The 26,351-nt window shown below is 65.3% G+C and carries 23 protein-coding genes; 8 read left to right on the top strand and 15 right to left on the bottom strand.

Annotated elements, in window-relative coordinates; genetic code table 11:
• Positions 1 to 39 precede the first annotated feature (39 nt).
• The 5 genes from QWJ38_RS10850 to QWJ38_RS10830 all read right to left on the bottom strand — a co-directional run bounded on the left by QWJ38_RS10850 (position 40) and on the right by QWJ38_RS10830 (position 4,684).
• Positions 40 to 1,623, bottom strand: coding sequence for an outer membrane protein assembly factor BamB family protein (locus QWJ38_RS10850; protein WP_290359101.1), 1,584 nt, complete (start codon positions 1,621 to 1,623; stop codon positions 40 to 42).
• A 194-nt stretch (positions 1,624 to 1,817) separates the two neighbouring features.
• Positions 1,818 to 2,018 (bottom strand): hypothetical protein, encoded by a 201-nt coding sequence (locus QWJ38_RS10845; protein WP_290359100.1) that lies wholly within the window; start codon positions 2,016 to 2,018, stop codon positions 1,818 to 1,820.
• 3 nt (positions 2,019 to 2,021) lie between these two features.
• Entirely contained in the window at positions 2,022 to 2,972 is a 951-nt protein-coding gene (egtD, locus tag QWJ38_RS10840) for an L-histidine N(alpha)-methyltransferase (RefSeq protein WP_290359099.1), read from the bottom strand.
• Positions 2,969 to 4,195 carry an ergothioneine biosynthesis protein EgtB gene (gene egtB / locus QWJ38_RS10835; RefSeq protein WP_290359098.1) on the bottom strand — a complete coding sequence of 409 codons (1,227 nt, stop codon included), beginning with the start codon at positions 4,193 to 4,195 and terminating at the stop codon, positions 2,969 to 2,971. The genes egtD and egtB overlap by 4 nt, the downstream gene beginning before the upstream one ends.
• A 90-nt stretch (positions 4,196 to 4,285) precedes the next feature.
• Complete coding sequence (locus QWJ38_RS10830) at positions 4,286 to 4,684, bottom strand: VanZ family protein (protein ID WP_290359097.1); 399 nt, start codon at positions 4,682 to 4,684, stop codon at positions 4,286 to 4,288.
• 133 nt (positions 4,685 to 4,817) lie between these two features.
• On the opposite strand from QWJ38_RS10830, the gene QWJ38_RS10825 reads away from it, so the two are divergent.
• The gene (locus QWJ38_RS10825) at positions 4,818 to 6,977 is read left to right on the top strand and encodes a M3 family metallopeptidase (protein ID WP_290359096.1); all 2,160 of its coding nucleotides are present in this window, start codon (positions 4,818 to 4,820) and stop codon (positions 6,975 to 6,977) included.
• 13 nt (positions 6,978 to 6,990) lie between these two features.
• On the opposite strand, the gene QWJ38_RS10820 is transcribed toward QWJ38_RS10825, so the two are convergent.
• From QWJ38_RS10820 to QWJ38_RS10780, 9 genes are all read right to left on the bottom strand, one after another.
• Entirely contained in the window at positions 6,991 to 7,191 is a 201-nt protein-coding gene (locus QWJ38_RS10820; protein ID WP_290359095.1) for a PEP-CTERM sorting domain-containing protein, read from the bottom strand.
• Positions 7,192 to 7,575: 384 nt separating this feature from the next.
• Complete coding sequence (locus QWJ38_RS10815) at positions 7,576 to 7,923, bottom strand: DUF1330 domain-containing protein (RefSeq protein ID WP_290359094.1); 348 nt, start codon at positions 7,921 to 7,923, stop codon at positions 7,576 to 7,578.
• A 95-nt stretch (positions 7,924 to 8,018) separates the two neighbouring features.
• Positions 8,019 to 8,825 carry an alpha/beta fold hydrolase gene (locus tag QWJ38_RS10810; protein WP_290359093.1) on the bottom strand — a complete coding sequence of 269 codons (807 nt, stop codon included), beginning with the start codon at positions 8,823 to 8,825 and terminating at the stop codon, positions 8,019 to 8,021.
• A 911-nt stretch (positions 8,826 to 9,736) separates the two neighbouring features.
• Positions 9,737 to 10,960 carry an esterase/lipase family protein gene (locus QWJ38_RS10805; protein ID WP_290359092.1) on the bottom strand — a complete coding sequence of 408 codons (1,224 nt, stop codon included), beginning with the start codon at positions 10,958 to 10,960 and terminating at the stop codon, positions 9,737 to 9,739.
• Entirely contained in the window at positions 10,957 to 12,018 is a 1,062-nt protein-coding gene (locus tag QWJ38_RS10800) for a S1 family peptidase (protein WP_290359091.1), read from the bottom strand. Before QWJ38_RS10800 ends, QWJ38_RS10805 begins: the two co-directional genes overlap by 4 nt.
• 137 nt (positions 12,019 to 12,155) lie before the next feature.
• Positions 12,156 to 12,416, bottom strand: coding sequence for a translation initiation factor IF-1 (gene infA / locus QWJ38_RS10795; protein ID WP_290359090.1), 261 nt, complete (start codon positions 12,414 to 12,416; stop codon positions 12,156 to 12,158).
• A 266-nt stretch (positions 12,417 to 12,682) separates the two neighbouring features.
• Positions 12,683 to 12,895, bottom strand: a complete 213-nt coding sequence (locus tag QWJ38_RS10790; protein ID WP_290359089.1) for a cold-shock protein — start codon at positions 12,893 to 12,895, stop codon at positions 12,683 to 12,685.
• Positions 12,896 to 13,481: 586 nt separating this feature from the next.
• The gene (locus QWJ38_RS10785; protein ID WP_290359088.1) at positions 13,482 to 14,075 is read right to left on the bottom strand and encodes a response regulator; all 594 of its coding nucleotides are present in this window, start codon (positions 14,073 to 14,075) and stop codon (positions 13,482 to 13,484) included.
• A gap of 58 nt (positions 14,076 to 14,133) precedes the next feature.
• Positions 14,134 to 14,472, bottom strand: a complete 339-nt coding sequence (locus QWJ38_RS10780; protein ID WP_290359087.1) for an Hpt domain-containing protein — start codon at positions 14,470 to 14,472, stop codon at positions 14,134 to 14,136.
• Positions 14,473 to 14,711: 239 nt separating this feature from the next.
• Between QWJ38_RS10780 and QWJ38_RS10775 the strand changes: the two genes are divergently transcribed.
• The 7 genes from QWJ38_RS10775 (at position 14,712) to QWJ38_RS10745 (ending at position 25,589) form a co-directional block, all read left to right on the top strand.
• Positions 14,712 to 15,245, top strand: coding sequence for a chemotaxis protein CheW (locus tag QWJ38_RS10775; RefSeq protein WP_290359086.1), 534 nt, complete (start codon positions 14,712 to 14,714; stop codon positions 15,243 to 15,245).
• Between the two features lie 91 nt (positions 15,246 to 15,336).
• Positions 15,337 to 17,157, top strand: a complete 1,821-nt coding sequence (locus QWJ38_RS10770) for a methyl-accepting chemotaxis protein (RefSeq protein ID WP_290359085.1) — start codon at positions 15,337 to 15,339, stop codon at positions 17,155 to 17,157.
• A gap of 18 nt (positions 17,158 to 17,175) precedes the next feature.
• Positions 17,176 to 18,333, top strand: coding sequence for a response regulator (locus QWJ38_RS10765; protein ID WP_290359084.1), 1,158 nt, complete (start codon positions 17,176 to 17,178; stop codon positions 18,331 to 18,333).
• 8 nt (positions 18,334 to 18,341) lie between these two features.
• On the top strand, positions 18,342 to 21,839 hold the full coding sequence (locus QWJ38_RS10760; RefSeq protein ID WP_290359083.1) for a hybrid sensor histidine kinase/response regulator: 3,498 nt from the start codon (positions 18,342 to 18,344) through the stop codon (positions 21,837 to 21,839).
• A 374-nt stretch (positions 21,840 to 22,213) separates the two neighbouring features.
• The gene (locus tag QWJ38_RS10755) at positions 22,214 to 24,034 is read left to right on the top strand and encodes a sensor domain-containing protein (RefSeq protein ID WP_290359082.1); all 1,821 of its coding nucleotides are present in this window, start codon (positions 22,214 to 22,216) and stop codon (positions 24,032 to 24,034) included.
• Positions 24,035 to 24,392: 358 nt separating this feature from the next.
• Positions 24,393 to 24,545 carry a hypothetical protein gene (locus QWJ38_RS10750; RefSeq protein WP_290359081.1) on the top strand — a complete coding sequence of 51 codons (153 nt, stop codon included), beginning with the start codon at positions 24,393 to 24,395 and terminating at the stop codon, positions 24,543 to 24,545.
• Between the two features lie 303 nt (positions 24,546 to 24,848).
• Complete coding sequence (locus QWJ38_RS10745; RefSeq protein WP_290359080.1) at positions 24,849 to 25,589, top strand: spondin domain-containing protein; 741 nt, start codon at positions 24,849 to 24,851, stop codon at positions 25,587 to 25,589.
• Between the two features lie 232 nt (positions 25,590 to 25,821).
• On the opposite strand, the gene QWJ38_RS10740 is transcribed toward QWJ38_RS10745, so the two are convergent.
• The gene (locus QWJ38_RS10740) at positions 25,822 to 25,971 is read right to left on the bottom strand and encodes a GreA/GreB family elongation factor (protein WP_434063964.1); all 150 of its coding nucleotides are present in this window, start codon (positions 25,969 to 25,971) and stop codon (positions 25,822 to 25,824) included.
• Between the last annotated feature and the right edge of the window lie 380 nt (positions 25,972 to 26,351).

The following is a 26,351-nucleotide window of genomic DNA, read 5'->3' as shown; positions in this document are numbered from 1 at the left end:
AAGCGGGCGGACCATCGCCCGCCCGCTGCGCTCATGCTCTCACTTGCCGTTCTTCGAGAAGGCGAAGAATTTGTTGTTGCCGGTGTAGCCGGGAATGCCCAGATTGGCGTAGCCGGAACCCCAGTAGACGACGCCGTCGACGATGGCCGGGCCGGCATTGACCGAGGAGCCCGCGGCATAGCTCCACAGCATCTGGCCGGTCCTGGCGCTCAGCGCCAGCATCGTCGGCGCCGTGGCCCCGCCGGCCATCGACGAGACGAAGACGATCTCATCGGCGACCGAGACCGGCCCGATCGCGACGGCGCCGTTCGGGTCGGCGGTCTGCCAGAGAATGACCCCGGTCTCCGGATCGAGCGCGGCCCAGGAACCGCCCGAGCCGAGCGGGGTCGGGATGCCGTAGAAGTTGGCGATCGACACATAGATGCGCTTGCCATCGCTGGCCGAGCCCCATTCCATGCCGCCCAGCGAGGAGCCGGGGCCGACCTGGGTATGCCAGAGTTCCTGGCCGGTGTCCGGATCGATCGCGAAGTAGATGCCGCTCTTCTGGCCGGCGCCCAGGATCGTCCTCTGATTGCCATTCTTGTCGCGGTAGCGGATCAGGTTCGGCGCCGAGGCGAAGTCATAGTCGGGGCCGGCGTTGCTCGGGCAGTTGGAGAAGGGCGGAATGAAGCAGGCGACGTTCCAGTCGTCGCTGCCGTCGGTGACGCCGGGCTGCGACCAGGTCAGGAACCTGTGGGCCCACTGGATCTGGCCGGTCGTCATGTTCAGCGCGACGATCGCATCCACGAGGTTGTCCGGCGCATTGCAGGCGGCCGCCGTGCCACCGGCGGCGATGCAGGCCGTGTAGGCAGGAGCGGTCGGATGGGCGTAGTTGTTGCCGGTGCCGACATAGACGAGGCCGCGAGCGCGGTCGACGACGAAGTTGCTGCCCCAGACGCCGACGCCGCTGTAGCCGGCCGGCGTCATATAGGTCTTCCAGGCGATCTGGCCCCGGTTCTTGCCCTGGATGTTGACGGCGACGACGCTGCCGCGGGCCTTGCAGCAAGTGAAGTTCGGGACAAGGCCGGCGAAGCCCTCCTCCAGCGAGGCGACGCCGGTGAACAGCAGCCCATCGGCGACCACCGGCGAGGCCGTGATGATCGCGTAGGGGTCGTTGGCCGGCGATTCGAGCTGGGTCTTCCACAGCAGCGCGCCGGTCTTCGCGTCGACGGCCAGCAGCCAGGCGCCGGCCTGGGTGCCGAGGTAGACGACGCCGTCCTTGACGGCCGGGCTGGTGCGCGAGGTCGTCTTGGCCGGAAGGCCGTAGTCGGACAGCTGATGGCCCCAGGCCAGGCTGCCGTCCTTGGTGTTGACGGCCCAGAGATTGCCGGCCCAGTCGGGGAAGTAGGCGCGGTTGTCGACGACGGCCGCGCGGGCCGAAACGTCACCGCCGGTCGTGAAGGTCCATTTGACCTTCAGCTGGGCGACGTCCTCGAGCGAGCCCGGTTTGGCGGCAGCCGTGTTCTGCAGATTCTGACCAAACATCGGCCAGCCTTCGTTATCGGCCCATGCCGGCCTTGCCGTCGCGACCGACAGCAGGGCGGCGGCCAGCCAGCCGAGCAGCTTCAGTGTGTGGTTCCCCATGCGACCTCCAAAGCGAGTGCGCCGGGGCAGCTGGCGACGCCAGTGCTGGCGCTTGCTGGTGAACTCCCTGCCTGCCCTGCCTCGTGGAGCAAGGCCTCGACGAGTATCGACCTGTGTCAAGAGGCTTGCAAGGCGCCGACCGGCGCCCCCCCTAGATAGCGATCGATCGTCACGCCGGGGTGAAGACCCGACCCTCAGGGGTAGCGCCTCACCGCAGCGCCAGCCAGCGCCGCAGCGCCCAGCCGCCGGCGGCGATCAGCACGGCGGCCGCGCCGCGTCGCGCGCAGGCGGCCGCCGATCACGAAGATTGTGCTGTCGGCCGGCCCGCCCGCGCCGAATACCTGCTCGCCGCCCTGCACCTCGCGTGGCTGCACGGCGTCGGCTAGCGTCTTCACGATTCATGGGGGAGATTGCAGCCATAGCAGGCCGAACCATTCGCGCTCGTCGGTCCAGACAGGTCCGGGTCTGAAGCCGGCCCGCGCCGCCTGGGCCTGGAAGCCGGCGACGCTGTACTTGTACGAATTCTCGGTGTGCAGGGTTTGACCGGCGTCGAATTGATAAGGGACGCCATCGAGCAGCAAGGCCTGGCGCCGCCGGCTCATCAGGTGCATCTCGATGCGCTGCAGCGGCGCGTTGTAGAAGGCGCTGTGGAAGAAGCCGTCGGCGTCGAATTCGGCACCCAGCTCGCGCCGCGCGCGCTCCAGCAGGTTCAGATTGAAGGCGGCGGTGACGCCGGCCGCGTCGTTGTAGGCCGCGTGCAGCACGGCCGGGTCCTTGATCAGGTCGATGCCGATCAGCAGGCCGCCGCCGCGCAGCTCCTGCGCGGCCATGCGCAGGAAGTCCTGCGCCTCCTCGGGTGTGAAGTTGCCGATGCTCGAGCCCGGGAAGAAGCCGACCCGGCGCCCGCCGCTGCCCGGCGCCGGCCGCGGGGGCAGGTCGTGTGGCTGGGTGAAGTCGGCGACCACCGGCGCGATGCACAGCGCCGGATAGTCCTGCTGCAGCTCGTCGCAGGCGGCCAGCAGGTGCGCACCCGAGATGTCGAGCGGCACGAAGGCCTGCGGCGATTCGAGCCGGTCGAGCAGGAAGCGCACCTTGCGCAGCGCGCCGGCGCCGTACTCGATCAGCTGCGCGCGCGGGCCCATGCACTCGGCCATCTCGGCCGCATGGGCGCGCAGCAGGCCCAGCTCGCTGCGGGTCGGGTAGTACTCGGGCAGCTCACAGATCTGCTCGAACAGGCGCGAGCCGATGTCGTCGTAGAAGTACTTGGGCGAGACGCTGCGACGCGTCAGCGCGAGGCCCGCGTGCAGATCGGCGGCGAAGGAGGTGCGGGCGCGGACCGGGTAATTCATGATGAGGACTCTCCATCGCGGGCCAGGCGCAGGCCGCTGAACTGCCAGCGCGCGGCCGGCGGGAAGAAGTTGCGGTAGCTGGGGCGCGCATGGCCGGCCGGCGTCGCCAGGCTGCCGCCGCGCAGCACCAGCTGGCCGACCATGAACTTGCCGTTGTACTCGCCGACGGCGCCGGCCAGCGGCCGAAAACCCGGATAGGGGTGGTAGGCCGAGCGGGTCCATTGCCAGGCTTGGTCGAACAGCTGGGCGATGCCCGGCAAGCCACATGCCGCTTCCCATTCGAACTCGGTCGGCAGGCGCGCGCCGGCCCATTCGGCATAGGCGGCCGCCTCGTAGAAGCTCAGCTGCTGCACCGGCGCATGCGGATCGAGCGGCCGCAGGCCGTGCAGGCCGAAGACCTGCCACTGCTCGCTGGCCGGCGCGCGCGCATCGCCGGGCGCCAGCCAGTAGGCCGGCTGCTGCCAGCCCTGCGCCAGGGCCAGCGCCCAGCCGTCGGACAGCCAGAGGGAGGGCTGGCGGTAGCCGCCGTCGGCAATGAAGTCGGCGAACTCGCCGCAAGTGACCAGGCGGTCGGCGATCCGGAAGGGCGCCAGCAGCGCCGCGTGGCGCGGCCGTTCGTTGTCGAAGGCGAAGCCGTCCTCGCCGGCGCCGACCTCGACCTGGCCGCCCGGATGCGACAGCCATTCCAGCGCGTGCGGCGCATGGCGCGGCGGTGTCTCCTCGCGATAGGCGGGCAGCAGCGGGTTGCAGGAGAAGGCATGCAGGATGTCGGTCAGCATCAGCTCCTGGTGCTGCTGCTCGTGCTGCAGGCCCAGCTCGAGCAGGGGCAGCGCGGCCGACTCGATGCGCTCGAGCAACTGCCCCATCGCCGCGTCGACATGGGCGCGGTAGGCCTGTACCTCGGCCAGGCCGGGCCGGCTCAGCAGGCCGCGCTGCGGCCGCGGATGGCGCGGGCCCAGCGCCTCGTAATAGGAGTTGAATAGATAGCGGTAGGCCGGATCGAAAAGCCGGTAGCCGGGCAGCAGCGGCGCCAGCAGCAAGGTCTCGAAGAACCAACTGGTATGGGCCTGATGCCATTTGGTCGGGCTGGCATCGGGCATGGACTGGATCGCCTGGTCCTCGGCCGACAGCGGCGCGGCCAGCACCTCGGTGTGCGCGCGCAGCGCCGTGTAGCGCTGGCGCCATCGCTCGATCTGCGTTGGGTCGCTGCTGTTCGCTGACATCACGCCGGGCCTCCAGCGGGCCCGCCGGCAGGCCCGTGAGCCCGACGGTAGCGCAAATTGCCGCCACCGTCCTGTCAGCAGAAGCCGCGATCAGCCGCTGTTACGCGGGGCGAGCGGCGAACGCCGCAGCAGCGCATCGAGCAGCAGGCCCAGCGCCAGGCCGAGCGAATCGGCCAGCAGATCGGGCCATTCGCCGTCGCGGCCCGGCACGAAGGTCTGCAGGATTTCGATCAGGCCGCCGTAGGCGAACAGCGCCAGCAGCAGGGTCCAGCGCCGGCGCGGCCAGGCCAGCCGGCTGCTCAGCATCAGCGCGCCAAAGGCAAGCAGGTGGTTGCTCTTGTCCCAGCCGGTGCTCAGTTCCCGGGGCGGATGCGGTGTCAGGGCCAGCCAGCTGATGACGGCGATCAGCAGCAGAAACAGCGCACGGCGCGGTGCCTGCGCGGCCGGGCCGTAGACCAGCTGGCGGGCGGTGGCGAGGAGGGTGGGCATCGGGTCGACGAGGAACAGCGGAGGCGGCCGATTTTAGGTGGGCGATCAGCGTGCCGAACGCGGGTAGGGGCGAATGGCCGCCTGGGCCGGGCTCGGCTAGGCTTGCCCGCTTTTCCCTCTGCGCAGATTTGCTATGACGAAGAACAACAAGCTCTCCCTGCTGTTTGCCGCGGCCGCGCTGGCGGTGCTGCCGGCGCTGGCGCAGACGCCGGCCGAGCGCAGCAATCCGCTGCTCGTGCCCAGCCCGCTGCCGCTGCAGTACCCGCAGTTCGACCAGGTCCGCGACGGCGACTTCGCGCCGGCGCTGGACCTCGGCATGGCGCAGCAGCTGCAGGAGATCGAGGCCATCGCCGCCAATCCGGCCGCGCCGAGCTTCGACAACACCATCGTCGCGATGGAGCGCTCGGGCCGCGTGCTGGCGCGCGCCAGCGGCCTGCTGTTCAGCCTGCTGGGGGCGGACTCGAACCCGGCGCGGCAGAAGCTGCAGGCCGACTATGCGGCCCGGCTGGCCGCGCACCGCGACGCGGTGGCGCTGAATCCCAAGCTCTACGCGCGGGTCGACGCGCTGTACCAGAAGCGCGAACAGCTGGGCCTGGCGCCCGACCAGGTGCGGCTGATCGAGCGCCATCATCGCAATCTCGTGCGCGCCGGCGCCCAGCTCGACGAGGCGCAGAAGACGCGCATGCGCGCGATCAATGCCGAGCTGGCGACCGTGGCGGCGCGCTTCAACCAGAACGTGCTGGCCGAGGTCAACGACTCGGCCCTGGTCGTCGACACGGCGGCCGAGCTGGCCGGCCTGTCGGACGAGCAGATCGCCGCCGCCGCGGCCGCGGCCAAGGCGCGCCAGCTGGACGGCAAGTATGTGATCGCGTTGCTGAACACGACCACGCAGCCGGCGCTGGCCCAGCTGGAGAACCGCGCCCTGCGCGAGCGCATCTACAAGGCCGCCAGCGCGCGCGGCAGCCGCGGCAATGCCTTCGACACCAGGGCGCTGGTCGCGCGCACCGCCGCGCTGCGCGCCGAGCGCGCGCGCCTGCTGGGTTTCGCCACCCATGCCGATTTCGTGCTGAAGGACGAGACGGCCAAGTCGGCCACCGCGGTCAACACCCTGCTGCGCCAGCTGGCGCCGGCGGCGGTGGCCAGCGCGCGCCGCGACGGCGCCGAGCTGCAGCGCCTGATCGACCAGGAGCAGGCCGCCAAGCAGCAGCCGAGTTTCGAGCTGGCCGCCTGGGACTGGGCCTTCTATGCCGAGAAGCTGCGCGCCGCCAAATACGGCTTCGATCAGTCCCAGCTCAAGCCCTATCTGGAGCTGAAGAACGTGCTGGAGAATGGCGTCTTCTATGCGGCGGGCCAGCTCTACGGCCTGAAGTTCAGGCAGCGCCATGATCTGCCGGTCTACCAGGCGGATATCAGCGTCTACGACGTCTTCAATGCCGACGGCTCGCAGCTGGCGATCTTTATCGCCGATATGTATGCGCGGCCTTCGAAGCGCGGTGGCGCCTGGGCGAATGCCTACGTCGCGCAGAGCGCGCTGCTGGAGCAGAAGCCCGTCATCGCCAACCACCTGAACATCCCGAAGCCGCCGGCCGGCACGCCGACCCTGCTGACATGGGACGAGGTCAACACGCTGTTCCACGAGTTCGGCCATGCGCTGCACGGCATGTTTTCGGACGTGCGCTACCCGAGCTTTGCCGGCACCAGCGTGCCGCGCGACTTCGTCGAATACCCGTCGCAGGTCAACGAGATGTGGGCCGACTGGCCCAGCGTGCTGGCCAATTACGCGAAGCACTACAAGACCGGCGAAGCGATGCCGCGTGCGCTGCTGGACAAGGTGCTGGCGGCGCAGCAGTTCAACCAGGGCTATGCGACCACCGAGTACCTGAGCGCCGCCGTGCTGGACCAGCGCTGGCACCAGCTCGGCGCCGATGAAGTGCCCGGCGCCGACGCGGTGATGGCCTTCGAGGCGCGCGTGCTGAAGGAGGAGGGCTTCGACTATGCGCCGGTGCCGCCGCGCTATCGCACGCCTTACTTCAGCCACATCATGGGCGGCTATGCGGCCGGCTACTACGCCTATATCTGGTCCGAGGTGCTGGACGCGGACACGGTCGAATGGTTCAAGGCCCATGGCGGCCTGCAGCGCGCCAATGGCGATGCCTTCCGCGCCAAGCTGCTGTCGCAGGGCGGCAGCCAGGACGCGATGCAGCTGTTCCGCAATGCGGTCGGCCACGAGCCGCGCATCGAGCCGCTGCTGCAGCGCCGCGGCCTGGTGCTGACGCCCGCCGCGAAGCCCTGAGTCTTCGTTCGCTTCAGCCGCGGCGCCGCCGCGCGAGCAGGGCCAGCAGGCCACCCAGCAGCAAGCTGGCGCTGGCCGGCTCGGGCACCGGCGTGGCGCTGAAGGCAATCGCGCCGTTGGCGTCCAAGCTCGGCTGGCTCAGCGCACAGGCACTCGAGCTGCCGGCCAGCAGCGTCTGCCAAGACTGGCCCCGCGCGCGATCGGTGCCGGACACCCTCAAGCTTGCGGACGGGGCGATTCCGGGCGGCAAAGAAAAAGGGCCCAACTCGCGTTGGGCCCTTCTCGGATTGCTCTGCAGCGGTTCCTGCCGGTCACCGTCGCCGGGCGTACTCACGCTGTCTGGCATCAAGCAGTCGTTGGGGCAGGCAACCGGCGCGGCCCCGAATGTCGGCTCTGCCCTGTACTGCGGCCCTAGGAGTCTTCAAAGCGATTCGCGCTGCGCCAGTGACCGCTTCGTTACCGCTCGACCTAGCAGGCCGCCCCAAAAGCGGAACTCCGCGTCGAGTCCCTCGCCACCCCGAAAAGAGACTGTCGACCAGGCGGTCGACATGGGCTGCCGTCCAATGGTGCGAAACGGGAGGTTTCGCTCGAGGTGCGGTTAGACGTCTGCCTCGTCAGACTTCGATCGTAGGTCCCGCTTGTGCGCTATGCGGTCTTCGGGGCGCACGATGCCACCATCGATGATGAATAGTTCGACATCAGCGGCACCGTTCCTATGCTGCTTAGCCTCTTGATAGGCTGGACTCTCGTACCAGCCCTTGGCCGTCTCGAGATCGGGAAACTCAATGACAACGGCACCGTCGAGCGGCCCCATCATTTCCAGCAAGATGAGCGGTGTGTAGATGGCTAGGCGCTTTGCGCCCAGACCTTCAAAGGTCGGACCAGCTGCCTTCCAGTACTCTTCGAGTTTCCGTCGATCATGCAGGGTCCTGTTCAGGGCGATCATGTAGGCTGGCATTGCGTCTCCGTTGGTGTAGTTCGATGACGAAGTTCAGATACTTCAACCGCGGCATGCCGCCCATCGGAGCGGATGAGTTGCTCTCAGTGGTACTCGCTCGCCAGGACGAATCTCTTGACAGCTCCCTCGAGAAGTTGGTTCAGCGCATCCGAATCGTCCAGCATCACGAAGTGACCAACACCCGGCAGCAACTTGACATCGATTCCCCGTCGCCGAGCTCCCTCGACATTCGTGGTCTGCCAATGAGGAGAGTTGATCAGCGCGACCGGAACTCTGATCTCATCGAGTCCGGCTCGAAGATTTCGACCATTTCCCATGCTCGATTCAAGAGCTTCTGTCCCAACGAGGGCAGGAACGGCAACGATGGCGGAGATGATTGCTTCAGCGCGATCTGCATCGAAGGTCGCTGTGAACATCGAACGAACGAAGCCTCGAGCGGCCTTGGCGAAGTCGGCGCGAAAGGGAATCATGAACGTCGCAACATCGTCATCGGAACGCTCCTTGTCGACGTCCCACAAAGTGTCGACGCCGACGAGACCAATGACGACGGCCCCCAGGTGGCGCGCCGCCTCGACGATGATCCCGCCGGCCATCGAATGTCCGATCAAGACGACCCGTTTGAGCTCGAGGTGTCTCACGACGGCAATGACGTCATGAGCAAACGCCGGGACCGTGAACTTCTTTCGGTCATGTCCAGACTCACCGTGCCCCGCGAGGTCGAGACAGACAACGCGGTAGCTCGCCCCCAAACGATCGGCTTGGCAATCCCAAACATGACGGTCGCAACACCAACCGTGCACGAAAATCAGCGTCGTTTCTCCATTGCCATGCAGGTCATAGCGGATTGAAACCCCGTCGTCTGAGGGCACTACATCGCTTCTGTGCAGCATGCGCAATTCTCCGCACCTCGAAGCGCTGAGAGGTCCATCGACGCGGCTTGGGCTGTCATCGATCGAGCGATTTGCCGTGCGTCTCGTATGGGCCTTCGCCATGGGAGGTGAGCGAGTGTGGGGGTGCGGCGTCAGAGGGTCAAGATGATTTTCGGAACAGCGGAAGGGCGGGCTCTCGCGAAGGGCGGCTTCTCGCCGGGACTTCCAGTTCGCGGCCAACGCCGACAGCTGCCGTTGCTCAAGAAGATGTTGTGCGCCTGAATGGCATCTTCCTGGCAGGGTCGCGTACTGACGCGGACGGCCATGAGCGGGTATAGACGACCGGCAGCTTTCGGCTGGTTCGACGGCAGGGGGCGAACCCAATTGGCTCCTTCATGTCGTCGTTCTCGACCAATGTGTACACCGGTGTCACGGCGAGGCCGCTCGCATGCGAGCAGAATGCAGGCAGACAACAGCCCGGCTAGGCGCTGCTGAGTCGGACGGCGAGATTCTCGACAACGCCCGCACGAGCCATCCTACGAGCCCCCTGGTCCTCGACCGGTAGATTATTGTGCTTGCGGCTTTGTCCTGGGGCTGCAACCGGATGTTTGGATCTGACGGGAATAGATTCGCTGACGAGACCTTCCCGAGTCGTGTTGCCATCCATCGGACAGGTCACGATTGAGTCGTGGGGGGGGCTGACGAAGCCTTGCAGACTGCGGGGAGCGATGCGTCCGGTTTTTCTCCTTGAGCGGACGGTTGGTACTTGCGCACAGCGCAGGTCATGGATGGATCGAGTAGTCCCTTGCGCTTTGTGACTAGCACCTCGGCCGAGTTCGATCGAACTCGGGCTATATCCCAAGCATTGGACTTGCTGGTGCGCTGTACAGGACCTTCGCTGCGGTGCTTGGCGTCCGGGAGAGGCGTGGGCGTCAGCTCAGCCACTGCCGCAGCAAGGCAGCTACCTCGGTACTCGACAACAAATCGAGATGGCTCGTGTCGTGCACCACGGCCTGGTGCGCCGGCGGGATTCCGAGATCGAGATCGGCGTTGTCGTGCCGCCCCAAGGCGCTGGCGATCGGCACGAGGCCGTCTCCCAGAAATCCCACCCTCCGGCGCCCAGGGGCCGGGCCGAGACTGGCGGCAATGGCAAAGCAGCGGGCGCTACTCGGCAAGGCGATCGAGTCTGCCCGATGGGTGCCATCGTCGCCGGCAGGCCCTTTCAGGATATTTCCAAGGCGAAGATCTCTGATGCCGGCACTGCGTACCTTGCCCAGCCGAGCCAGCGGAGCCGCGTAAGGTGCGGCGCCGAGCAGCAGGTCCAGACCATGGCCCACGCGTTCCAGCGGCGCGCCATGGTGCGGCGTGCCCAGGCAAACCAGATCGTCCACCCGGCCCGGCCAACGCAGCCCGCCTCGTTCCATCAGCGCGCCGTGATGAATGGCGCTGCGCGCCACCAGGCCGCCCATGCTGTGGCCGATCAGCGTCAGCCGCTCAATTGGCACCGGCCAGACGCTGTACAGGCTCTCCATCAGGCGTGCCAGGATGCGACCGTTGGTCGAGATGCTCAGGCCGCTGTTGTAGTGCAGGTAGACCGGCGTGTAGCCCAGATCGCGAGCAAGCGCCTCACCGTGGTCGTGCCCTGCGCGATGCCACTGAAGGTCGTTCATGCACAGTCCATGCAGCAGCACTAGCAGCTTCGGCGTCGCAGCGCCGAGGCGTGAGCGAAGCGCATGGCGCTCCAGCGGCAGTGGCCGCCCAGAATGCCGGAACCTCATTGCAATGGCAAGCGGGTTGTCTGTCGTCGCGAGGTGGTCGCCCAGCACGCCGTTGAGGGCCGCAAGAATGGCCTCGCGCTCCGGGCGGGGCGCTTGCTGCGGATCAGCGGCGGCCAGGGCCGGCGCCAGCCAGCCGAGCAAGGCGTCGAGCGTGCCTCCCGCGAGGCGGTTAACGCCGCGCACGGTTTTGTACACCAGGCCGGAAACGCCGCGGGTCCGTTCATCCGCCCCGATAGCGTCGCCCAGGCCAGGGATCCGGGGGAGCGTGACGATGCGCGCATGCATGGCCTCGACGAGGCTGGCCAGGCCGGCCACGGCATCGGTGGTCAGGCGTGCGGCGCCGCGCAGATCGGCGGCCTGAAGCAGGGGTTGGGTCATGGTGCGTTGCGGCCGGCGCCGGAAGTCAGGGCCAGCAGCACGTCGGCATACCAGGCGCAATTCAATCCCAGCGATTCATCCAGCACCGCATCGCGCGTGGCCATGTCCATGCGGCTGGAGTGCACGCCCAGCAGGCACCAGTGCGGCCGGACTGCAGAGGCAGGCTCGACGCGCGCGAGCACCGGTGAGCCGCTGCATCCGCGGTGCATGCGCGCATCGGTAAGGAAGTAGCCCAGTCCCTGGAACCGGACGCCGTACCAGGAGGCCACGCTGGCTTGCCGCACCACGGGCAGGTGATGCACGGTGTCGTAGAAGCCGAGCGGAAAACCCGGGATGGCCAGTCGATCGCCCACCTCGAACAGGTCGAATCCGACCGGAAGGTGCTGGGGGCCGAAAGGCCGAACGACGCAATCCGCCGGTAAGGCGGTCGGGTTGATCTCGACAGCCGCCACATCGACCTCTCCAGCGCTGTCACGCACCTGATTCCATGCGGACAGGCCGTCGCGATGCAGCAGGATCGTCAGCGTGGCCGACTGCGTCAGGTCCTGCGCATCGGTATGCAATCTGATCTCGATGCGGTCGGGAAAATGCCCTGTTGGGGCGTCGCGCAGTACGTGGCCACTGGTGACCAGGAACAGTCGGCTATCCCGCTCGAAAAAGAAACCGCTGGCTGAGGTCAGGCTCTTGGCGCCTGCGAAGGTTAGCACCCTCGTGACGCCGAACAGTGCCTCGTCCTGGGCGCGCTCGTTGGCCGCCATGCCGCCAGGAGCCCGGGCCGGCAGGAGCGTCGGACGTTGCTGCGCATGGTGACCGCGATCCCAGGCGTTGCGTCGATCGGACCAGACCTGCTCACTCTCCCCGGTGGCGCCGGGTTGGTTGATCGTGTCTAGCATCGGGTTCGAGCCCTGTGCGTCGCCGCGGGCCGCGGCCTTGGCACCCTGACGCCGTAGTTCGGCATGCTCGGCAGAGACGGGCGCAGCGAGTCCCTCGTTGGGCGGCGCGCCGCTGGTGGGCGCTGCCGCCACATCGGAGGCGGGAATATCGGTTCGGCAAGACACGGGACAACTCCGATCAAGAACTTGTCCCGTCAAGGGCGACGCTTCCGCCGGTGGCGCTTCAAGCAAGCCTGGTACAGGGCTGTGTCACTTGCAGCGAGCCCCGCTAAAACGAATGTACCCGAAAGGACTGCGGACGCTTAGCGACGCGCAGATCGAGTCAGGCCCGATGCGTCCCGCCTCTCGATATGGCGGAACGTGATCCGACCTTTTGAAAGGTCGTATGCAGAAAGTTCCAATGTCACGGTGTCGCCGGTCAGAACGCGGATATGGTTCTTCTTCATCTTGCCGCCGGCGTAGGCGGTGACCTGATGGCCATTCTCGAGCGTGACGCGGAAGCGGAGGTCGGGGAGCACTTCGCTCACCGTTCCGCGCATTTCAATGAGGTCTTCTTTGGCCAAACTGGAACCCTTTCGTTGCCGCTTTCGGCAAAGACATCGTGCTGGACGTCCGGAGGCGTCACTGATTACGGTGGCTCAATGCCTGTTCGCCCAGCCAGTGCCTTCGCTCGCCGCAAAGTTCAAGGCCATATCTGGTGTGACAAAGCGCGGAAGGAAGCGCCAACGCGATCGGTGGTCGCCGAGCCCTTTCCAGAGCGAATCGAGACCGAGGCGACGAAGCTGCGTCGGCATCCGGCCTGGCTCGCAGGCCGGTGCGACTGCTTGATTCAGAGCGCGTGGATGTTGGATGCCTGCAAGCCCTTGGGGCCTTGGGTCACTTCAAACTCGACCGTTGCACCCTCCGCGAGGGTTCGAAACCCGCCGCTGCTGCGAATCTCGCTGTGATGCGCAAAAAGGTCTTTCGTGCCATCTGCCGGGGCGATGAACCCGAAGCCCTTGCCGTCGTTGAACCACTTAACGGTACCGGTCTGAGTAGTCATGAGTGCTCCTTTAGGAATTGAGGACAAATAGAAGATCCCTCCGGCGGCACGAGGCCGAACAGAGACAGAAACACTCAAGAGCAATCAGCGGGGGAGAAAGCTGTAGCAGGCCGCTCGCGAGATAAGGTCTGGGGAAGACCTGCGGGGCTGCAGATAAGACCTTTGGAGAGGGTCTTGGGCGAGTCTGTTCCGAATGTATCACATTGCGCACGGCGATGCTTGCCCAAGTGTGCAGCTCTGAGCAAAGCCAGAGCCCACTCCACTGGCACGGTAAGACCGAACGAGACTTGGCCCACTACACCGTCGTGTACTGCAAGAACGGCCTGGCCGACGCCGTCGACCAGATCTAGAAACTCGCCACGGCTTCTGTTCGGTTGGTCTAGATCAGCCTGCGCCTTCCATGAGTACCGGCTGCCGATCGGCAGCGGTTTCCGTCGGTCCGTGTTGCCAGATGAGGCCAGCTCTCGGCCACAAGCTGACGTCGACGAACGGCCGCTTTGCGGCAGCCTATTGCGTGACCCTGGTGCAGGCTCTTGAAGCATTCGGCCCACCCTGCACCTTTCGTCCGGAAGAAGGTCTCGCTACGCTAACGGACCTGCTGCCACGCCGACGCCAGCGCGACACCGGCAATCTCTGGCTCGACGGGCTTTGCAATCGAAAGGACTCTCGGAGGCAAGCCGCCCAGCTTGTGAATCTGAGCCGGCTTGAGCGCTGAAACCGCGACCAGCAGTCGGGGCCTGGCGCCTTCGAGCAGGGTCAGCTGCCGCAACATCTGCAGGCCATCCATATGGGGCATGACGATGTCGCTCATCACGATGTCCGGCACGCTCTTGCCGATGGCGAGCAAGGCCTCGAGGCCGTTCTCGGCCAGCGTCACCTTGGCGGACGGCCAGATCGACTCGACCAGCGTCTTGTGAATCTCCCGGTCGATCGCATCGTCTTCGACGATCAGGACCGAAGGCCCGGAAGCGGAGGGCGCGGCGCCGGAAGCCTGTCGCTCCATTTCGAGAACGAGCGCATCGGCACTTTGTGCATCGATGCGGCGGTGCCCGCCAATGGTCTTCCAGGCCAGCAGGCGGCCTTGATCGACCCAGCGCTGGATCGTAGGGGTCGAAACGCCCAGGCGTCGAGCAAGCTCGATGGTCGAGTAGGAGGGCTTGTCTGAGGCTTCGTTTGACACGGTATGTGGAGATCCGGCTTGTCTGTCTTGCGACGATGGGTCGACCTCGGTCGACGGTTCACAGATGCCTGGGTATTTCCGCAAGCACGCTGGCGTGCTGCTGCGTCAACGCCTGCAAGAGCGCCGGCCATTCGGACCGCCGGTCATTGCGCAAAGCCTCTTCGAGCTCGCTGGCCGTCCGGGACAGGGCCTCGGCCCCGATCAGTCCGGCCCGCGAGACCAGCGCGTGCGCGAGGGAAATCGCCGCTTGGACCGATTCCTCGGCGAGTGCCGCGTCGATGCTGGTGCAAACGGACTTCTGCTCGTCGAGGAACATCTGCAGCACGCGCTGATGCAGTTCCTGCTTGCCGAAACAACGGCGCAGACCGGTATCGATGCACAAGGGCGGGCTGGGCATGAGGACTCCTGGGGCGTGCACGTTTGTCGTGAATGTGCAATTTGGCACGGCCGTGAATTGTATGAAATGTTCAATTCGAACTAAATGTTCATTTTGAATTTAACATTCATTTTGTTTACATTTGCTAGCATTCCAAACCATGAGGTCCTTGCGCGTTGCGCCTGGTCAGGACCTCATGAAACAACGCACCGACGGGGTCTCCTCGACGGCGCCCACGCTGCGAGAAAGGCGATGAATCAATGAATCAGCAACAGCCCAATGCCTTGACGGTGCGCAATGAGCCAGTCTTGGCAGGTGCTCAGTCCGCCGGTGGGGAATTCCTCAGCTTCCATCTGGGAGCCGAGGAATACGGCATCGACATCCTGAAGGTGCAGGAGATCCGCGGCTACGAGGCGCCGACGCGCATTGCCAATGCGCCGGCCTACATCCTCGGCGTGCTGAATCTTCGAGGCGTGATCGTGCCTATCCTCGACATGCGCATCAAGTTCGGCCTGTCCACCGCCGACTACAACGCGCAGACGGTCACCATCGTCCTGACGATCGCGAATCGGGTGGTGGGCATGGTGGTGGACTCCGTCTCCGACGTGATCGCGCTGCAGACCAGCCAGATCCGACCGGCGCCCGAGTTCTCGGCCGCCATCGACATGGAGCACGTCATCGGGCTGGGCGTCATGGAGCAGGGAGACCGCCGGCGGATGCTGATCTTGATGGACATCGAGCGGCTGATGACCAGCGCCGAGATGGGGCTTATTTCTGCGCCTGACCTGCAGTAGCACGGGATATCAAGGGTCGCCCGCGGTCGTGTGCGCGGTCCCGGAACAGACACAGGCCGATGAGTTCGGCCGCTATTAAAAGGTACACACAATGAACTGGATCAACAATCTGCCGATGCGGCGCAAGATGGGCTTGCTGATCGGCATCCTGCTGGTGCTGGCCGCGGTGATCGCGTTCACCGGCGCTCGTCTGAATCAGGCCAACTCGGCCATTGCGGAGGCGCATCAGCAACGCTATCTGTCCTACAGCCTGGCCGACGAGTTTCGGCACAGCTCGGACGATCTGACTCGTCTGGCGCGTACCTATGTGGTCAGCGGCGATTCGCGCTGGGAGAAGCAGTACAACGAAATCCTGGAGATTCGCAGCGGCAAGGTGGCGCGTCCGGGTGGCTACGACGGCATCTACTGGGATTTCCGCGCCGCCGATGTGCCGGTCAGCGGTCAGGCCGGCGAAAAGATCGCGCTGATCGACATGATGAAGCGCGCCGGCTTCTCGGCGGCGGAACTGGCCAAGCTGGAGGATGCAGCGGCCAAGTCCGGCGACCTGGTGAACACCGAAGTCAAGGCCATGGGCCTGGTCAAGGCCGGTTCGCCGGCGGATCTGGAAAAGGCGCGCGAGCTGATGCACGACGCTGCGTATCACCAGAACAAGGCCAAGATCATGGTGCCGGTGAACGAGTTCTTCGAGCTGCTGAACAAGCGCACCCAGGGTCAGATCGACAGCGCCGACGCCACTGCGCGCCGCTGGATGACGGTCTTCGTCGTCAGCGTCGGCGGCATGCTGGCTCTGGTCTTCTGGCTGCTGTACACGATCTTCATGGCCATCATTCGCTCGATGGATCAGGCTGTGCATCTGACGGCGCAGGTGGCCAATGGCGACCTGACGGCCACGCTGCCGCCGGCTCGCGGCGATGAGATCGGCCAGCTGTTCACGGCCCTGGGCACGATGATGAGCAATCTGACCCAGATCGTCGGCCGCGTGCGCCAGGGCTCGGATTCGGTGTCCACCGCCAGCTCGGAAATTGCCCAGGGCAACCATGACCTGAGCGCGCGCACGGAATCGCAGGCCAGCGCGCTGCAGCAGACCGCCGCGTCGATGGAGGAACTGAGCTCCACCGTGCAGCAGAACGCCGACAACGCCAGGCAGGCCAACCAGCTGGCGCAAAGCGCCAGCACGGTGGCCGTCGAAGGCGGTGAGGTGGTGGCCCAGGTGGTTGAAACCATGCGCGGCATCAGCGATTCGAGCAAGAAGATCGCGGACATCATCAACGTCATCGACGGCATCGCGTTCCAGACCAATATCCTGGCCCTGAACGCGGCGGTGGAAGCGGCGCGGGCCGGCGAGCAGGGGCGAGGTTTTGCCGTCGTGGCCGGCGAGGTGCGCAATCTGGCCGGACGCAGCGCCGAGGCTGCCAAGGAAATCAAGACCCTGATCACCGACAGCGTCGAGCGGGTCGATCAAGGCAGCGTGCTGGTCAATCGCGCCGGCAGCACGATGAACGATGTGGTGGCATCGATCCGCCGCGTGACCGACATCATGGGCGAGATCAGCGCGGCCAGCGTGCAGCAGAGCGCCGGCGTCGCCCAGGTCGGCGAGGCGGTGACGCAGATGGATCAGGCCACGCAGCAGAATGCCGCGCTGGTTGAAGAGATGGCTGCCGCCGCGACCAGCTTGAGCGGCCAGTCCCAGGAACTGGTCCAGGTGGTCAGCGTCTTTAAGGTCGAGGGTGGCTTGGCGGGCCAGGCGCCTGCGGCGAACGGCGCGGCGCGAGCTCCCAAGGCCCCCGTCGCCCGAGCGAGCGCTCCTGTGCGAAAAACGCCTGCCGTCAGGCCGGTGATCGCGCCGAGGGCCGCCGCCGCCCTGCCTGGCGAGGCAGCGCGCTCCGCTGGCCTAGACTGGGAGTCGTTCTAACAAGACCATCCAGGGTTCATGAGCAAGACTTCGCCACAGTCCGCGTTTGACACGGCCGCCAAGCCGACAGTGCTGGTCGTCGACGACGTCGCCGAGAACCTGCTGGTTCTCGGCGAGGCCTTGCACACCGAATACGAGGTCCGCGTCGCCAACTGCGGAGAACAGGGCTTGGCGGCCGCATCGATGACGCCGCCGCCGGCGCTGATCTTGCTGGACATCATGATGCCGGACCTGGACGGCTTCGAGGTGCTGAAGCGCTTGCGCGCCGATGAGCGCACCCAGGGGATTCCGGTGATCTTCATCACCGCGATGAACTCGGTCATGGACGAGCAGCAGGGCCTGAGCCTCGGTGCGGTCGACTATGTCAGCAAGCCCTTCAATGCCGCGGTGGTGCTGGCGCGGGTGCGCACCCATATCGAGCTCAAGATCGCCCGCGACCGGCTGGCCGACAACAACCGTTGGCTGGAGCAAGAGGTCCAGCGCCGCTTGCATCAGAGCCTATTGGTCCAGGACCTGAGCTTGCGCGCGCTGGCCTGCCTAGCCGAGGCGCGCGACAACGAGACCGGGCACCACATCCTGCGCACCCAGCGCTATGTCGAGATCCTGGCCACCGGCTTGCGCGAGCATCCTCGCTATGCCGCCGCGCTGGCGGGGCCGCGTCTTGCGATGATCGTCAAGGCCTCGCCGCTGCACGATCTGGGCAAGGTGGGCATTGCCGACGCCATCTTGCTGAAGCCCGGGCGCCTGAGCGCCGAGGAGTTCGAGCAGATGAAGGGACACACGCGCATTGGCGCCGAGGCCATCGATCGAGCCATTGCCCAGGCCAGCGCGGCGTTTGATGCGGATGATGAAACGCTGGCGGACGACGCCTTCGAATTCCTGCTCGTGGGTCGAGAGATTGCGCTGGGCCACCATGAAAAGTGGGATGGCAGCGGCTATCCGACCGGTCTGGCCGGGGATGCGATTCCGGCCTCGGCGCGCCTGATGGCGCTGGCCGATGTGTTCGATGCGCTGATGAGCAAGCGCGTCTATAAGCCGGCCTTCCCGCTTCACGAGACCCGCGCCCTGATCGAGGCCGGCCGCGGTCAGCATTTCGATCCTGCCGTCGTCGATGTGTTCATCGAGCGGATCGATGAGTTTGCCCAGATCGCCCAGCGTTTCGCCGATCCTGACTGAAGGTCATGATGAGAATCCGCGACACGAGCCGTCGCCTGACCTTACTCGTTTGCGTGCTGTCGCTGCTGAGTCTGGGCTTTTTCTTGTGGTCGGGAATCGCTGCGGATCAGCGCAAGGAGGCGCTGTCCAGCCAGCTCAGCGACACCTTGGCGGCGCTCGAATTCCGCCAGGGCAGCGACGTCCTGACGGCCGCCATGCGCGCCTATGCGGCGACGGGGGATGAGCGCTATCGCCGGGAGTTCGAGACCGAGCTGCATCAAACCCGGCAGCGCGAACTGGCGATTGCAAAGCTGGCGGAGACCGGCAGCGGCGAACGTGAAAGCATGCTGCTGGAAAAGGCTAAGCGTCAGTCCGACGCCCTGGTGCTGCTGGAGCAGCGCATCTTTGAGCTGACGAACTCGGGTCGCCGTGAGGATGCCATAGCGCTCGCCTATGGCGAGGAATACAGGAATCGCAAGGCCGCGGTCCTCGCGCCGATCAATCAGATTCTTGCGGAGGTCGCGGAGCGTCGATCGGCCGAGGTGGACCAGGCCCTGACTCGCGTTTACTGGACGCGAATCCTCGCGACGCTGATAACGCTGCTCAACCTCGGCGTCGTGCTCTCCGTGCTATTAGGCTACTTCATGCGGCGCGTTGTGGTGCCGCTGACGACAATGAGTCGCCTGTTGCAGCGGCTCGACGCCGGAGAGCGCGGGCTGAGCTTTCGTGAGCCCGCTGCCGCTGGTGAATTGCGGGAACTTGGTGAAATGCTGGAGACGCATGCCCGGGTGCTCGAAGAACTCGAAGTGCAGCGTCAGGCGCTCCAGCTTTCCGAGCAGCAGCAGCGCTTCATCTTCAATACCGCCGCGTCGGGCATTGCGTGGACCAAAGGACGTGTGATCATTGACTGCAATGAGCGCTGCTGCCAGCAATTCGGCCTGTCCCGCGACGAGCTGATCGGCATGCATTCGGCCGCGCTCTTCGAAGGCGGCGACGCCGCCAGATCGGCGATCCTGGCCAGCCAGGCCAGCCTGGCCGCGGGGGGCGTCTATCGCGGCGAGGAGCGGATGGTGGGGGCGCAGGGCCGTCTGTTCTGGGCGCGCCTGTGCGGCAGGATGATAGACCCGGCTCGTCCCGAGCTCGGTTCTGTCTGGGTTGTCGACGACATCAGCGCCGAGCATGAGGCCGCCGAACGGATGGAAGAGGCCCAGCGCCTCGCCGAGGAGGCCGCAAGGGTCAAGTCGAGTTTCCTTGCCAATATGAGCCACGAGATCCGCACGCCGATGAATGCCATCATCGGCATGGCGCATCTGCTGGGCCTCACGCCCCTCGACGAGCGTCAGGCGGACTATCTGCGCCGACTCGATGTCTCCAGCCAGCATCTGCTGGGCCTGCTCAACGATGTGCTCGATTTCTCGAAGCTGGAGGCTGGCCGCCTGGACGTCGAAGCGATCGAGTTCGACCTGGAACGGATGTGCGAGAACGTCTGCACCCTGATCACCGGGGGCGCCGAGGCCAAGGGCCTGGAAGTCGTCTTGCATCTCGCGCCGGATCTGCCCAGATCGCTGCGCGGCGACCCGATGCGCCTGTCGCAGATCTTGATCAACTATCTGAACAATGCGGTCAAGTTCACGTCCGCGGGGCAGATCTATCTGCGCGTCGAAGGCCGTCGCCTGCAAGGGCAGGAGTTGATGCTGCGCTTCGAGGTCAGGGATACCGGCGTCGGCCTGAGTGAGGCGCAGAGTGCCCAGCTGTTCCAGAGCTTTGAACAGGCGGATGCCTCAACGACCCGCCGCTTTGGCGGCACCGGCCTCGGGCTGGCCATCGCCAAGGGCCTGGCCCAGCTGATGGGCGGCGAGGTCGGCGTATTCAGCCGGCCGGGTGTCGGCTCGAGTTTCTGGTTCACAGCCAGGCTGGCCGTTTCGGACACGTCGCCTGCCGCTATAGCCCCGCCGCCATCGCTGCTCGGGCGCCGTGTGCTTGTCGCCGACGACAACGAATCGGCGCGCACCCTGCTTGGCAAGATGCTGGGGCATCTGGGCATGCAGAGCGTCGAGGTCGAGTCGGGACTTGCAGCGCTCGATGCGCTGAAGCGGGCCGCGGACGAGGGGCAGGCCTTCGACCTGGCCTGCATAGACTGGCAGATGCCGAAGATGGACGGGATCCGGGTCGCCGAGGAAATTGCGGCCCTGAATCTCGCCAAGCCGCCCCGCATCATGCTCGTGACGGCGTTCGGACGCCCGGAGTTGCGGCAGCTGGCCAGGCGGGTCAAGGTGGCGCATGTGCTTGGCAAACCGATCACGGCTTCGGCACTGCTCGATACGATCCAGGCGGTGTTGCAGGGCGAGACCGTGCCGGCTCCGCATCGCCTTGCCGCTGCCTCGGGAGCGGCGCCATGGTCGGGACGTCGTGTGCTGCTGGCCGAGGACAACGAGACCAATCAGATTGTCGCGCGGGATTTGCTCGACAGCTGGGGTCTCGAGGTCGAGATCGCGCGCGACGGGATCGAGGCGGTCGACAAGGCGCTTCGTCGGCACTACGACCTGGTGCTGATGGACGTTCATATGCCGGCCATGGATGGGCTGCACGCCACGCGGCGCCTCCGGCAGGAACCCAGGCTGGCAACGCTGCCCATTCTGGCGATGACCGCCAGCGCCATGAGCGAGGACCGCCAGCGCTGCCTGGATGCCGGCATGAACGATCACATTGCCAAGCCGATTGCTCCCGGACGGCTGATGGCGAAGCTGCAGCAGTGGCTGGGGGCGCACGAGGCCGGGGCTGCCGACGACGGGCCAGACGACGCCTCCACACCCGTCGATGGCGATGCAGATGCCGCCGATGCGATGCCCGTCATGAGGGCGCTGGAGTCGGCCGGCCTGCGGGTTCGGGATGCGCTGGGGCGCATGTCGGGGCGCAGCCAGCTTTATCTGGAGCTGTTGCAGCGTTTCGCCGTCGAGCAGGCATCGACTATGGACCGGATTGCAAGCGCTTGGCAGCACGGCGATCGAAGCGCGGCCGTCCAGCAGACCCATGCGCTGCGCGGCGCCGCCGGAACGCTGGGTGCGATCGAGGTCGAGGGGCGGGCCATGGCCCTGGAGACCGTGCTGGGGAACTCGACAAGCAGCGCGAATCTCTGTGCAGATCGGCTCGACGATCTGACGCAAGCGATGCAGTCCTTGCTGGCCGCGCTGGCGAGCTGTTTGCCGAGGCGGCGCAGCGGCTCGGAGTTGGCTTCTCAGGAGTCACTGTCGCTGGCCGACGATCTGGCGGACATCAAGACGCAGATCACGAACGCGCTGGAGAACAATGACTTCGGAGCCTATCGGCTGATCTTGCGGCATGAGCAGGTGCTGAAGCGAACGCTGGGCGCCGACTATCTGGCCTTGCGCGCCGCCACGGATCGATTCGACTTCGAACTCGCGAGAAGTCTTTGGCGCGAGCTGCTCGTCGCATTGAACCGGCCCGGTGACGCCGCGGTGTCAGGGCATGAGGGGGTGGAACATTCCCGGTCGAAGCAGCCGTTCTGAGAACAGGGGATGAAAGGAAACGCCGGCCGGTAGTCGGCGGCTCGAAAGACCGAATTGGATTGCTGCATTCAGCGTTCGCGGTGAGCAAGCAGTCCTGGCCATGAGCAGCCTGCCTCCGGCGAGTCTGCGCATCGCGCTGTCGGCCAGGAGCGGCCGGCGGCGAGCGTCAGCTGTCGGGTAGTCGCCTGCCAAGGCAGATGGTCTCAGCTTGACCAACGGGGCGACCGAAGGTTGGGGTTTGGCGGTGGCCGTGACGCTTGTAGCCGCCCTATCAAGGCCTAACTTTCGACTAGGGCGGTCATCACCTCGACATCTGCAGGTCCTCAACTTGCCGTTGGCTTGATGCCTGCATCGGCGTCGGGGAGCAACTGCCCATGGGAACCGTCCAGCTGCTGCCCGGCGCCGGTCAGGCATTGGGCCCCCTGATGCGAAATCTCGCTCGCGCTTCATCGGCGCCAGAGCTAGACTCATGGTGCACCCCCAGCTTGCGCGACGGTTTGTTGCCAGTAGCAGGAATCGGAAAAGTGCTTGCCACTGTCGTCACATCATCCCCGTTTGTCGCGGCGATGGGCGATCGCCCCGACATCCTCGTCAACCCAAGCCAGATTTTGCTCTGGGCCTGCGGCGCCGAGGGCCACTTCGAATTCTTCAGTCCTTCATGGATCGCCTTCACCGGACGAGATTTCGCCAGCGAACTGGGGCAAGGTTGGCTGGAGCGGGTCCTTGAGGAGGACCGTCCGCTACTTTGCAGTGATTTGCTCGACGCGCTCCACCGGAAAAGCGCATGGCGGGGAAAGTTCCGCCTCCTGCATCGCGACGGTGACTACCGTTGGCTTTCAATGGAGGCCATGGCGCGATACGAGGCCGACGGCCATTTCGCCGGCTTCATCGGATATTGCGTGGACATCAGCCAGCATGAAGCGGCTCACGCCGAACCGGAGTTGTCCACCTCGCATATCACCGGCCTGTTGAAGCAGACCGACCTGTTGGCATTGATGATCGATTCCAGCGGAATGATCGTGTTCACCAACGAGCTGATCAGCGGGCTGCTGGGCAAGTCAGCGGAGCGCCTTCTCAACACGTCCTTTTTTGATCATTTCGGCTCAGACCGTGTTCGGTCGGAAACGCTGTTTTCAAGTGACGGTCGGGCGTCGGATTTTCCCGCCGAGTTCGAAACGCCGCTTGTCGGATCGGGGCAGTCCTTGATTCTCTGGCATTCGATGGCGCAGAAGGATTACGCCGGCAGGCTCGCCTATGTGGTGCTGGTCGGTGAGGACGTCACGGCGCAACGGACCGAAGAAGCGAAGCTCAACCTGACCTCGAAGGTGTTCGAAAGCTCGAACCTGGCGATGGCCATTACCGACGCCAAGGGCAGCATCCTGTCGGTCAATGGCGCGTTCACGCAATTGACCGGTTACAGCCAGGAGGAAGCCCGAGGACAGAACCCGCGCATCCTGCAGTCCGGCCGTCACGGTCCGGAGTTCTACAAGGCAATGTGGCACTCCGTGGCCACGAGAGACCACTGGCATGGCGACATCTGGGATCGGCGCAAAGACGGCACGATCTATCCGAAGTTCCTTTCCATCAACGCCATCCGGGACCACGAGGGCCGGGTCACGAACTACAGCAGCATCTTTTCCGATATCACCGAACGAAAGGCCATCGAGGAAAAGCTCAGCAGTCTCGCCCACCTCGATGCACTCACCGAGTTGCCCAACCGGACTCTGCTGCGGCAACGGCTGAGCGACGCCATCGCCACCGTGGCGGGCAGCAAGGACCAGGTAGCCGTTCTCTATATCGACCTGGACCGCTTCAAGCAGGTGAACGACACCCTGGGTCATCAGGCCGGCGATCAGGTGCTGCTGGAGGTGACCCGGCGATTGAAGGCGGGCATCCGCGCCTCCGACACCGTGGCGCGCGTCGGAGGAGATGAATTCATCGTGCTCTTGCCCCGTGTCAGCGAAGTCGAGATCGTTGCTCGCGTTGCCAGCAAGATCGTCGAAGCGCTGAAGCGGCCCATCGCGCTCGAGCAAGGTGAAGCGCTTTGCACACCCAGCATCGGCATCAGCCTCTTCCCGGATCACGGCCAGGACATTGATGCTCTGATTCATTGTGCCGACCAGGCGATGTACAAGATCAAAACGACGACCCGGTGCGGTTTTCACTTCTACGGGCAGGCGGAGGAAGATGCCTGAACGGCATTCGCCGAGAACACGGAAGGTGTAAGTTCACAGGTCATCCGACGCGCTGCTGTGCGCTGCCCCCCAGCGCGCGCCCCGCGGCCAGCAGCGCGCTGATCTCGGCGTTGTGAAGCGCCTTGGCCACCGGCACGACTTCTGGCTGTCAGTCGATCATGACGAAACCAACTCGGGCCTCACGGGTGGACTTCCGCCACCCGTGTACGACGTTGGTATTGATGCCGTGAGACATGGCAATTCTGGCCACTGGCGCCCCAGGTAAATCGCAATCGGCCACACCTGTGCTTTGAAGTCGCGGCTGTAGCGCCGCCGGTTCCCTGTCTTCTCGCTTGTCATCGCGTCCGCCTATTCCTAAGTGGACATGATCGTTGTCGACGCCTCGGGCAACTTCAAGATGGGATCGCCGCCCGCTTACGAAGTGCAATCGATAGCGGTCACGTATTTCAGCGAGCATCCGCAGGCGCTGCAACTCGGCCAGCCGGTGCCGGCCAATCTGGGTCGGTCATGAGCGACTGTTTCTGGGCAGCTTGGCTCGCGCCGGGCCCAGATGGCGCGGGTGAAGTGAGCGCTTAGGGGCGGGTACGCTCATTGCTCGGTGCGGCTCAAGCAGCAGGGTGTCAACCTAGGGGGGGCTCCTGAGCCGGTGTAAGGACTTGCGGGGTGCCGCGACTCTCGGGACACAGGGCCTTCGCCTTGTTACGGACCAACCAGGAGATATTGGATGTGCACCTCATACTGCTCCCTTGACGCGAGCGGCTCGGCCGCTACTCTAAAGCGATTGGCAGCTCTCAGCGTGGCCCTAGCGGCCGGCTTGTCGATCACGCAACAGGCCGCAGCACAAGCGCCGGCCTACGAGATCACGTTAAAGAACCTCACCAGCAGTGCACTGACCGCTGGTGCACCGCCTGCGCAAACTGGGCAACGACTCTCGCCCCCGGTGTTTGTCGTCCACAGCGCAAACTACAACGCGTACACAGTCGGCCAGACCGCACCCGAGACGATCTGGCGCATCGCCGAGGGCGGCGATCGCAGCTTTCTGCTCAGCGAAGTGAACGCGTTGGTGGGCACGAGCGTGCTCAGCGTTGCGGCGCCGCTTTCGGTGCCGCTGCCCCAGCAGGATACCGTGAGCGTGGTCGTCCAGGCCGATGCCTCTCACCGCTTGCTTTCCTTTGCCAGCATGCTGGGCTGGACCAATGATGGCTTTGTCGGGATCAACGGCCTGGACCTGTCAACGATCACCGACACGGTGACGATCAATCTTTTCGGCTACGACGCGGGCTCGGAGAAAAACAGCGAGGCTAACGGCTTTCTTGGCGCACTCGGCCTGGGCAATGCCCGTGACCTCGAGGGTGGCGTGATCACCAACCACCTCGGCATCCGGGGCGATGCGAATGCGCCCGTCGCATGGAACTGGCTGCCTGGCGCTGCGGCCAGTCTGACCATCACGCCCGTTCCGGAGCCGGGCAGCTGGGCCTTAATGCTCGCAGGAGGGCTGCCCCTGCTGAGCCTGGTGCGCCGCCGCTCGAGCGCTAAGGCCACACGCCGCGCCTGAGGGGGCCTCCATGGAAGGGCGCCCTGGCCGGCGTCGATGCGCAAGCCTTCCGCGCCCCGGCGCGTCGGTGCGGCCATCGTGGGTGTCGATGTCGCGGCCACTGGGGTCGCCATAAGGCGGCCTCGAGGCCGTAGCGACCGGTCTCGGGCAACGCCGTGAGAGCCCGCCTCCGGCAAGTCTGCGCATCGCGCTGTCGGCCAGGAGCGGCCGGTCTCGACAGGCAGGTTGCGGCTTACTCAATCCACAGCACTTCAAACTGCTGTCGGATTTGATCGACCTGTACCGCCACTTCGTCACCCTCGCATCTACCCAACATGGCCCTGCCCAATGGGGCTTCGGTGCTGATGATCTGAATGAGCTGAGAGCCGCTGATCAACTTCATGCTGCCCCCATTCGGGCCAAGAAAGAGCCGTTGTTGCTTGTGGTCGGAATCGACCAGGCATACCCATGCGCGGCGGCCTTACCGCGAGCAAAGCAGCATTACCACGTCGCCCGCGGAGCTTCTCAGTCAGGCCGGACGATGGGCAGTCGGCCACGCGCAAGGTCCTCGGCTACATGCCATTCGGATTGCGATCTCATCCCAGCCTGGCCTGGTCGCGGATGTCCATGACTTCCTGCTGCCAGTTGTGAGTCCCGGTACGGTTCGGCGCAAGGTGGGTGGCCTTACCGCCGTGCTCAAATAGGCGGGGCAGAGCGCACTGCTCCGCAGCCCGTGGGCACAGGATGGGCACATGGGCCCATCCTGTGCCCACGGTGCCCAAA

The sequence above is a fragment of the Roseateles violae genome (assembly GCF_030410485.1).
GTDB classification, from domain to species: Bacteria; Pseudomonadota; Gammaproteobacteria; order Burkholderiales; family Burkholderiaceae_C; genus Roseateles_D; species Roseateles_D violae.
This window is presented reverse-complemented; position numbering and strand designations above follow the sequence as displayed.

Bases quoted from the DNA above. Each gene is read 5' to 3' on its own strand.
- QWJ38_RS10790 (WP_290359089.1), bottom strand. From the start codon at position 12,895: ATGACTACTCAGACCGGTACCGTTAAGTGGTTCAACGACGGCAAGGGC.
- QWJ38_RS10755 (WP_290359082.1), top strand. From the start codon at position 22,214: ATGGGAACCGTCCAGCTGCTGCCCGGCGCCGGTCAGGCATTGGGCCCC.
- QWJ38_RS10850 (WP_290359101.1), bottom strand. From the start codon at position 1,623: ATGGGGAACCACACACTGAAGCTGCTCGGCTGGCTGGCCGCCGCCCTG.
- QWJ38_RS10760 (WP_290359083.1), top strand. From the start codon at position 18,342: ATGAGAATCCGCGACACGAGCCGTCGCCTGACCTTACTCGTTTGCGTG.
- QWJ38_RS10740 (WP_434063964.1), bottom strand. From the start codon at position 25,971: ATGAAGTTGATCAGCGGCTCTCAGCTCATTCAGATCATCAGCACCGAA.
- egtB (WP_290359098.1), bottom strand. From the start codon at position 4,195: ATGTCAGCGAACAGCAGCGACCCAACGCAGATCGAGCGATGGCGCCAG.
- QWJ38_RS10815 (WP_290359094.1), bottom strand. From the start codon at position 7,923: ATGATCGCCCTGAACAGGACCCTGCATGATCGACGGAAACTCGAAGAG.
- QWJ38_RS10775 (WP_290359086.1), top strand. From the start codon at position 14,712: ATGAATCAGCAACAGCCCAATGCCTTGACGGTGCGCAATGAGCCAGTC.
- QWJ38_RS10830 (WP_290359097.1), bottom strand. From the start codon at position 4,684: ATGCCCACCCTCCTCGCCACCGCCCGCCAGCTGGTCTACGGCCCGGCC.
- QWJ38_RS10825 (WP_290359096.1), top strand. From the start codon at position 4,818: ATGACGAAGAACAACAAGCTCTCCCTGCTGTTTGCCGCGGCCGCGCTG.
- QWJ38_RS10765 (WP_290359084.1), top strand. From the start codon at position 17,176: ATGAGCAAGACTTCGCCACAGTCCGCGTTTGACACGGCCGCCAAGCCG.
- QWJ38_RS10770 (WP_290359085.1), top strand. From the start codon at position 15,337: ATGAACTGGATCAACAATCTGCCGATGCGGCGCAAGATGGGCTTGCTG.
- egtD (WP_290359099.1), bottom strand. From the start codon at position 2,972: ATGAATTACCCGGTCCGCGCCCGCACCTCCTTCGCCGCCGATCTGCAC.
- QWJ38_RS10805 (WP_290359092.1), bottom strand. From the start codon at position 10,960: ATGACCCAACCCCTGCTTCAGGCCGCCGATCTGCGCGGCGCCGCACGC.
- QWJ38_RS10810 (WP_290359093.1), bottom strand. From the start codon at position 8,825: ATGCTGCACAGAAGCGATGTAGTGCCCTCAGACGACGGGGTTTCAATC.
- QWJ38_RS10780 (WP_290359087.1), bottom strand. From the start codon at position 14,472: ATGCCCAGCCCGCCCTTGTGCATCGATACCGGTCTGCGCCGTTGTTTC.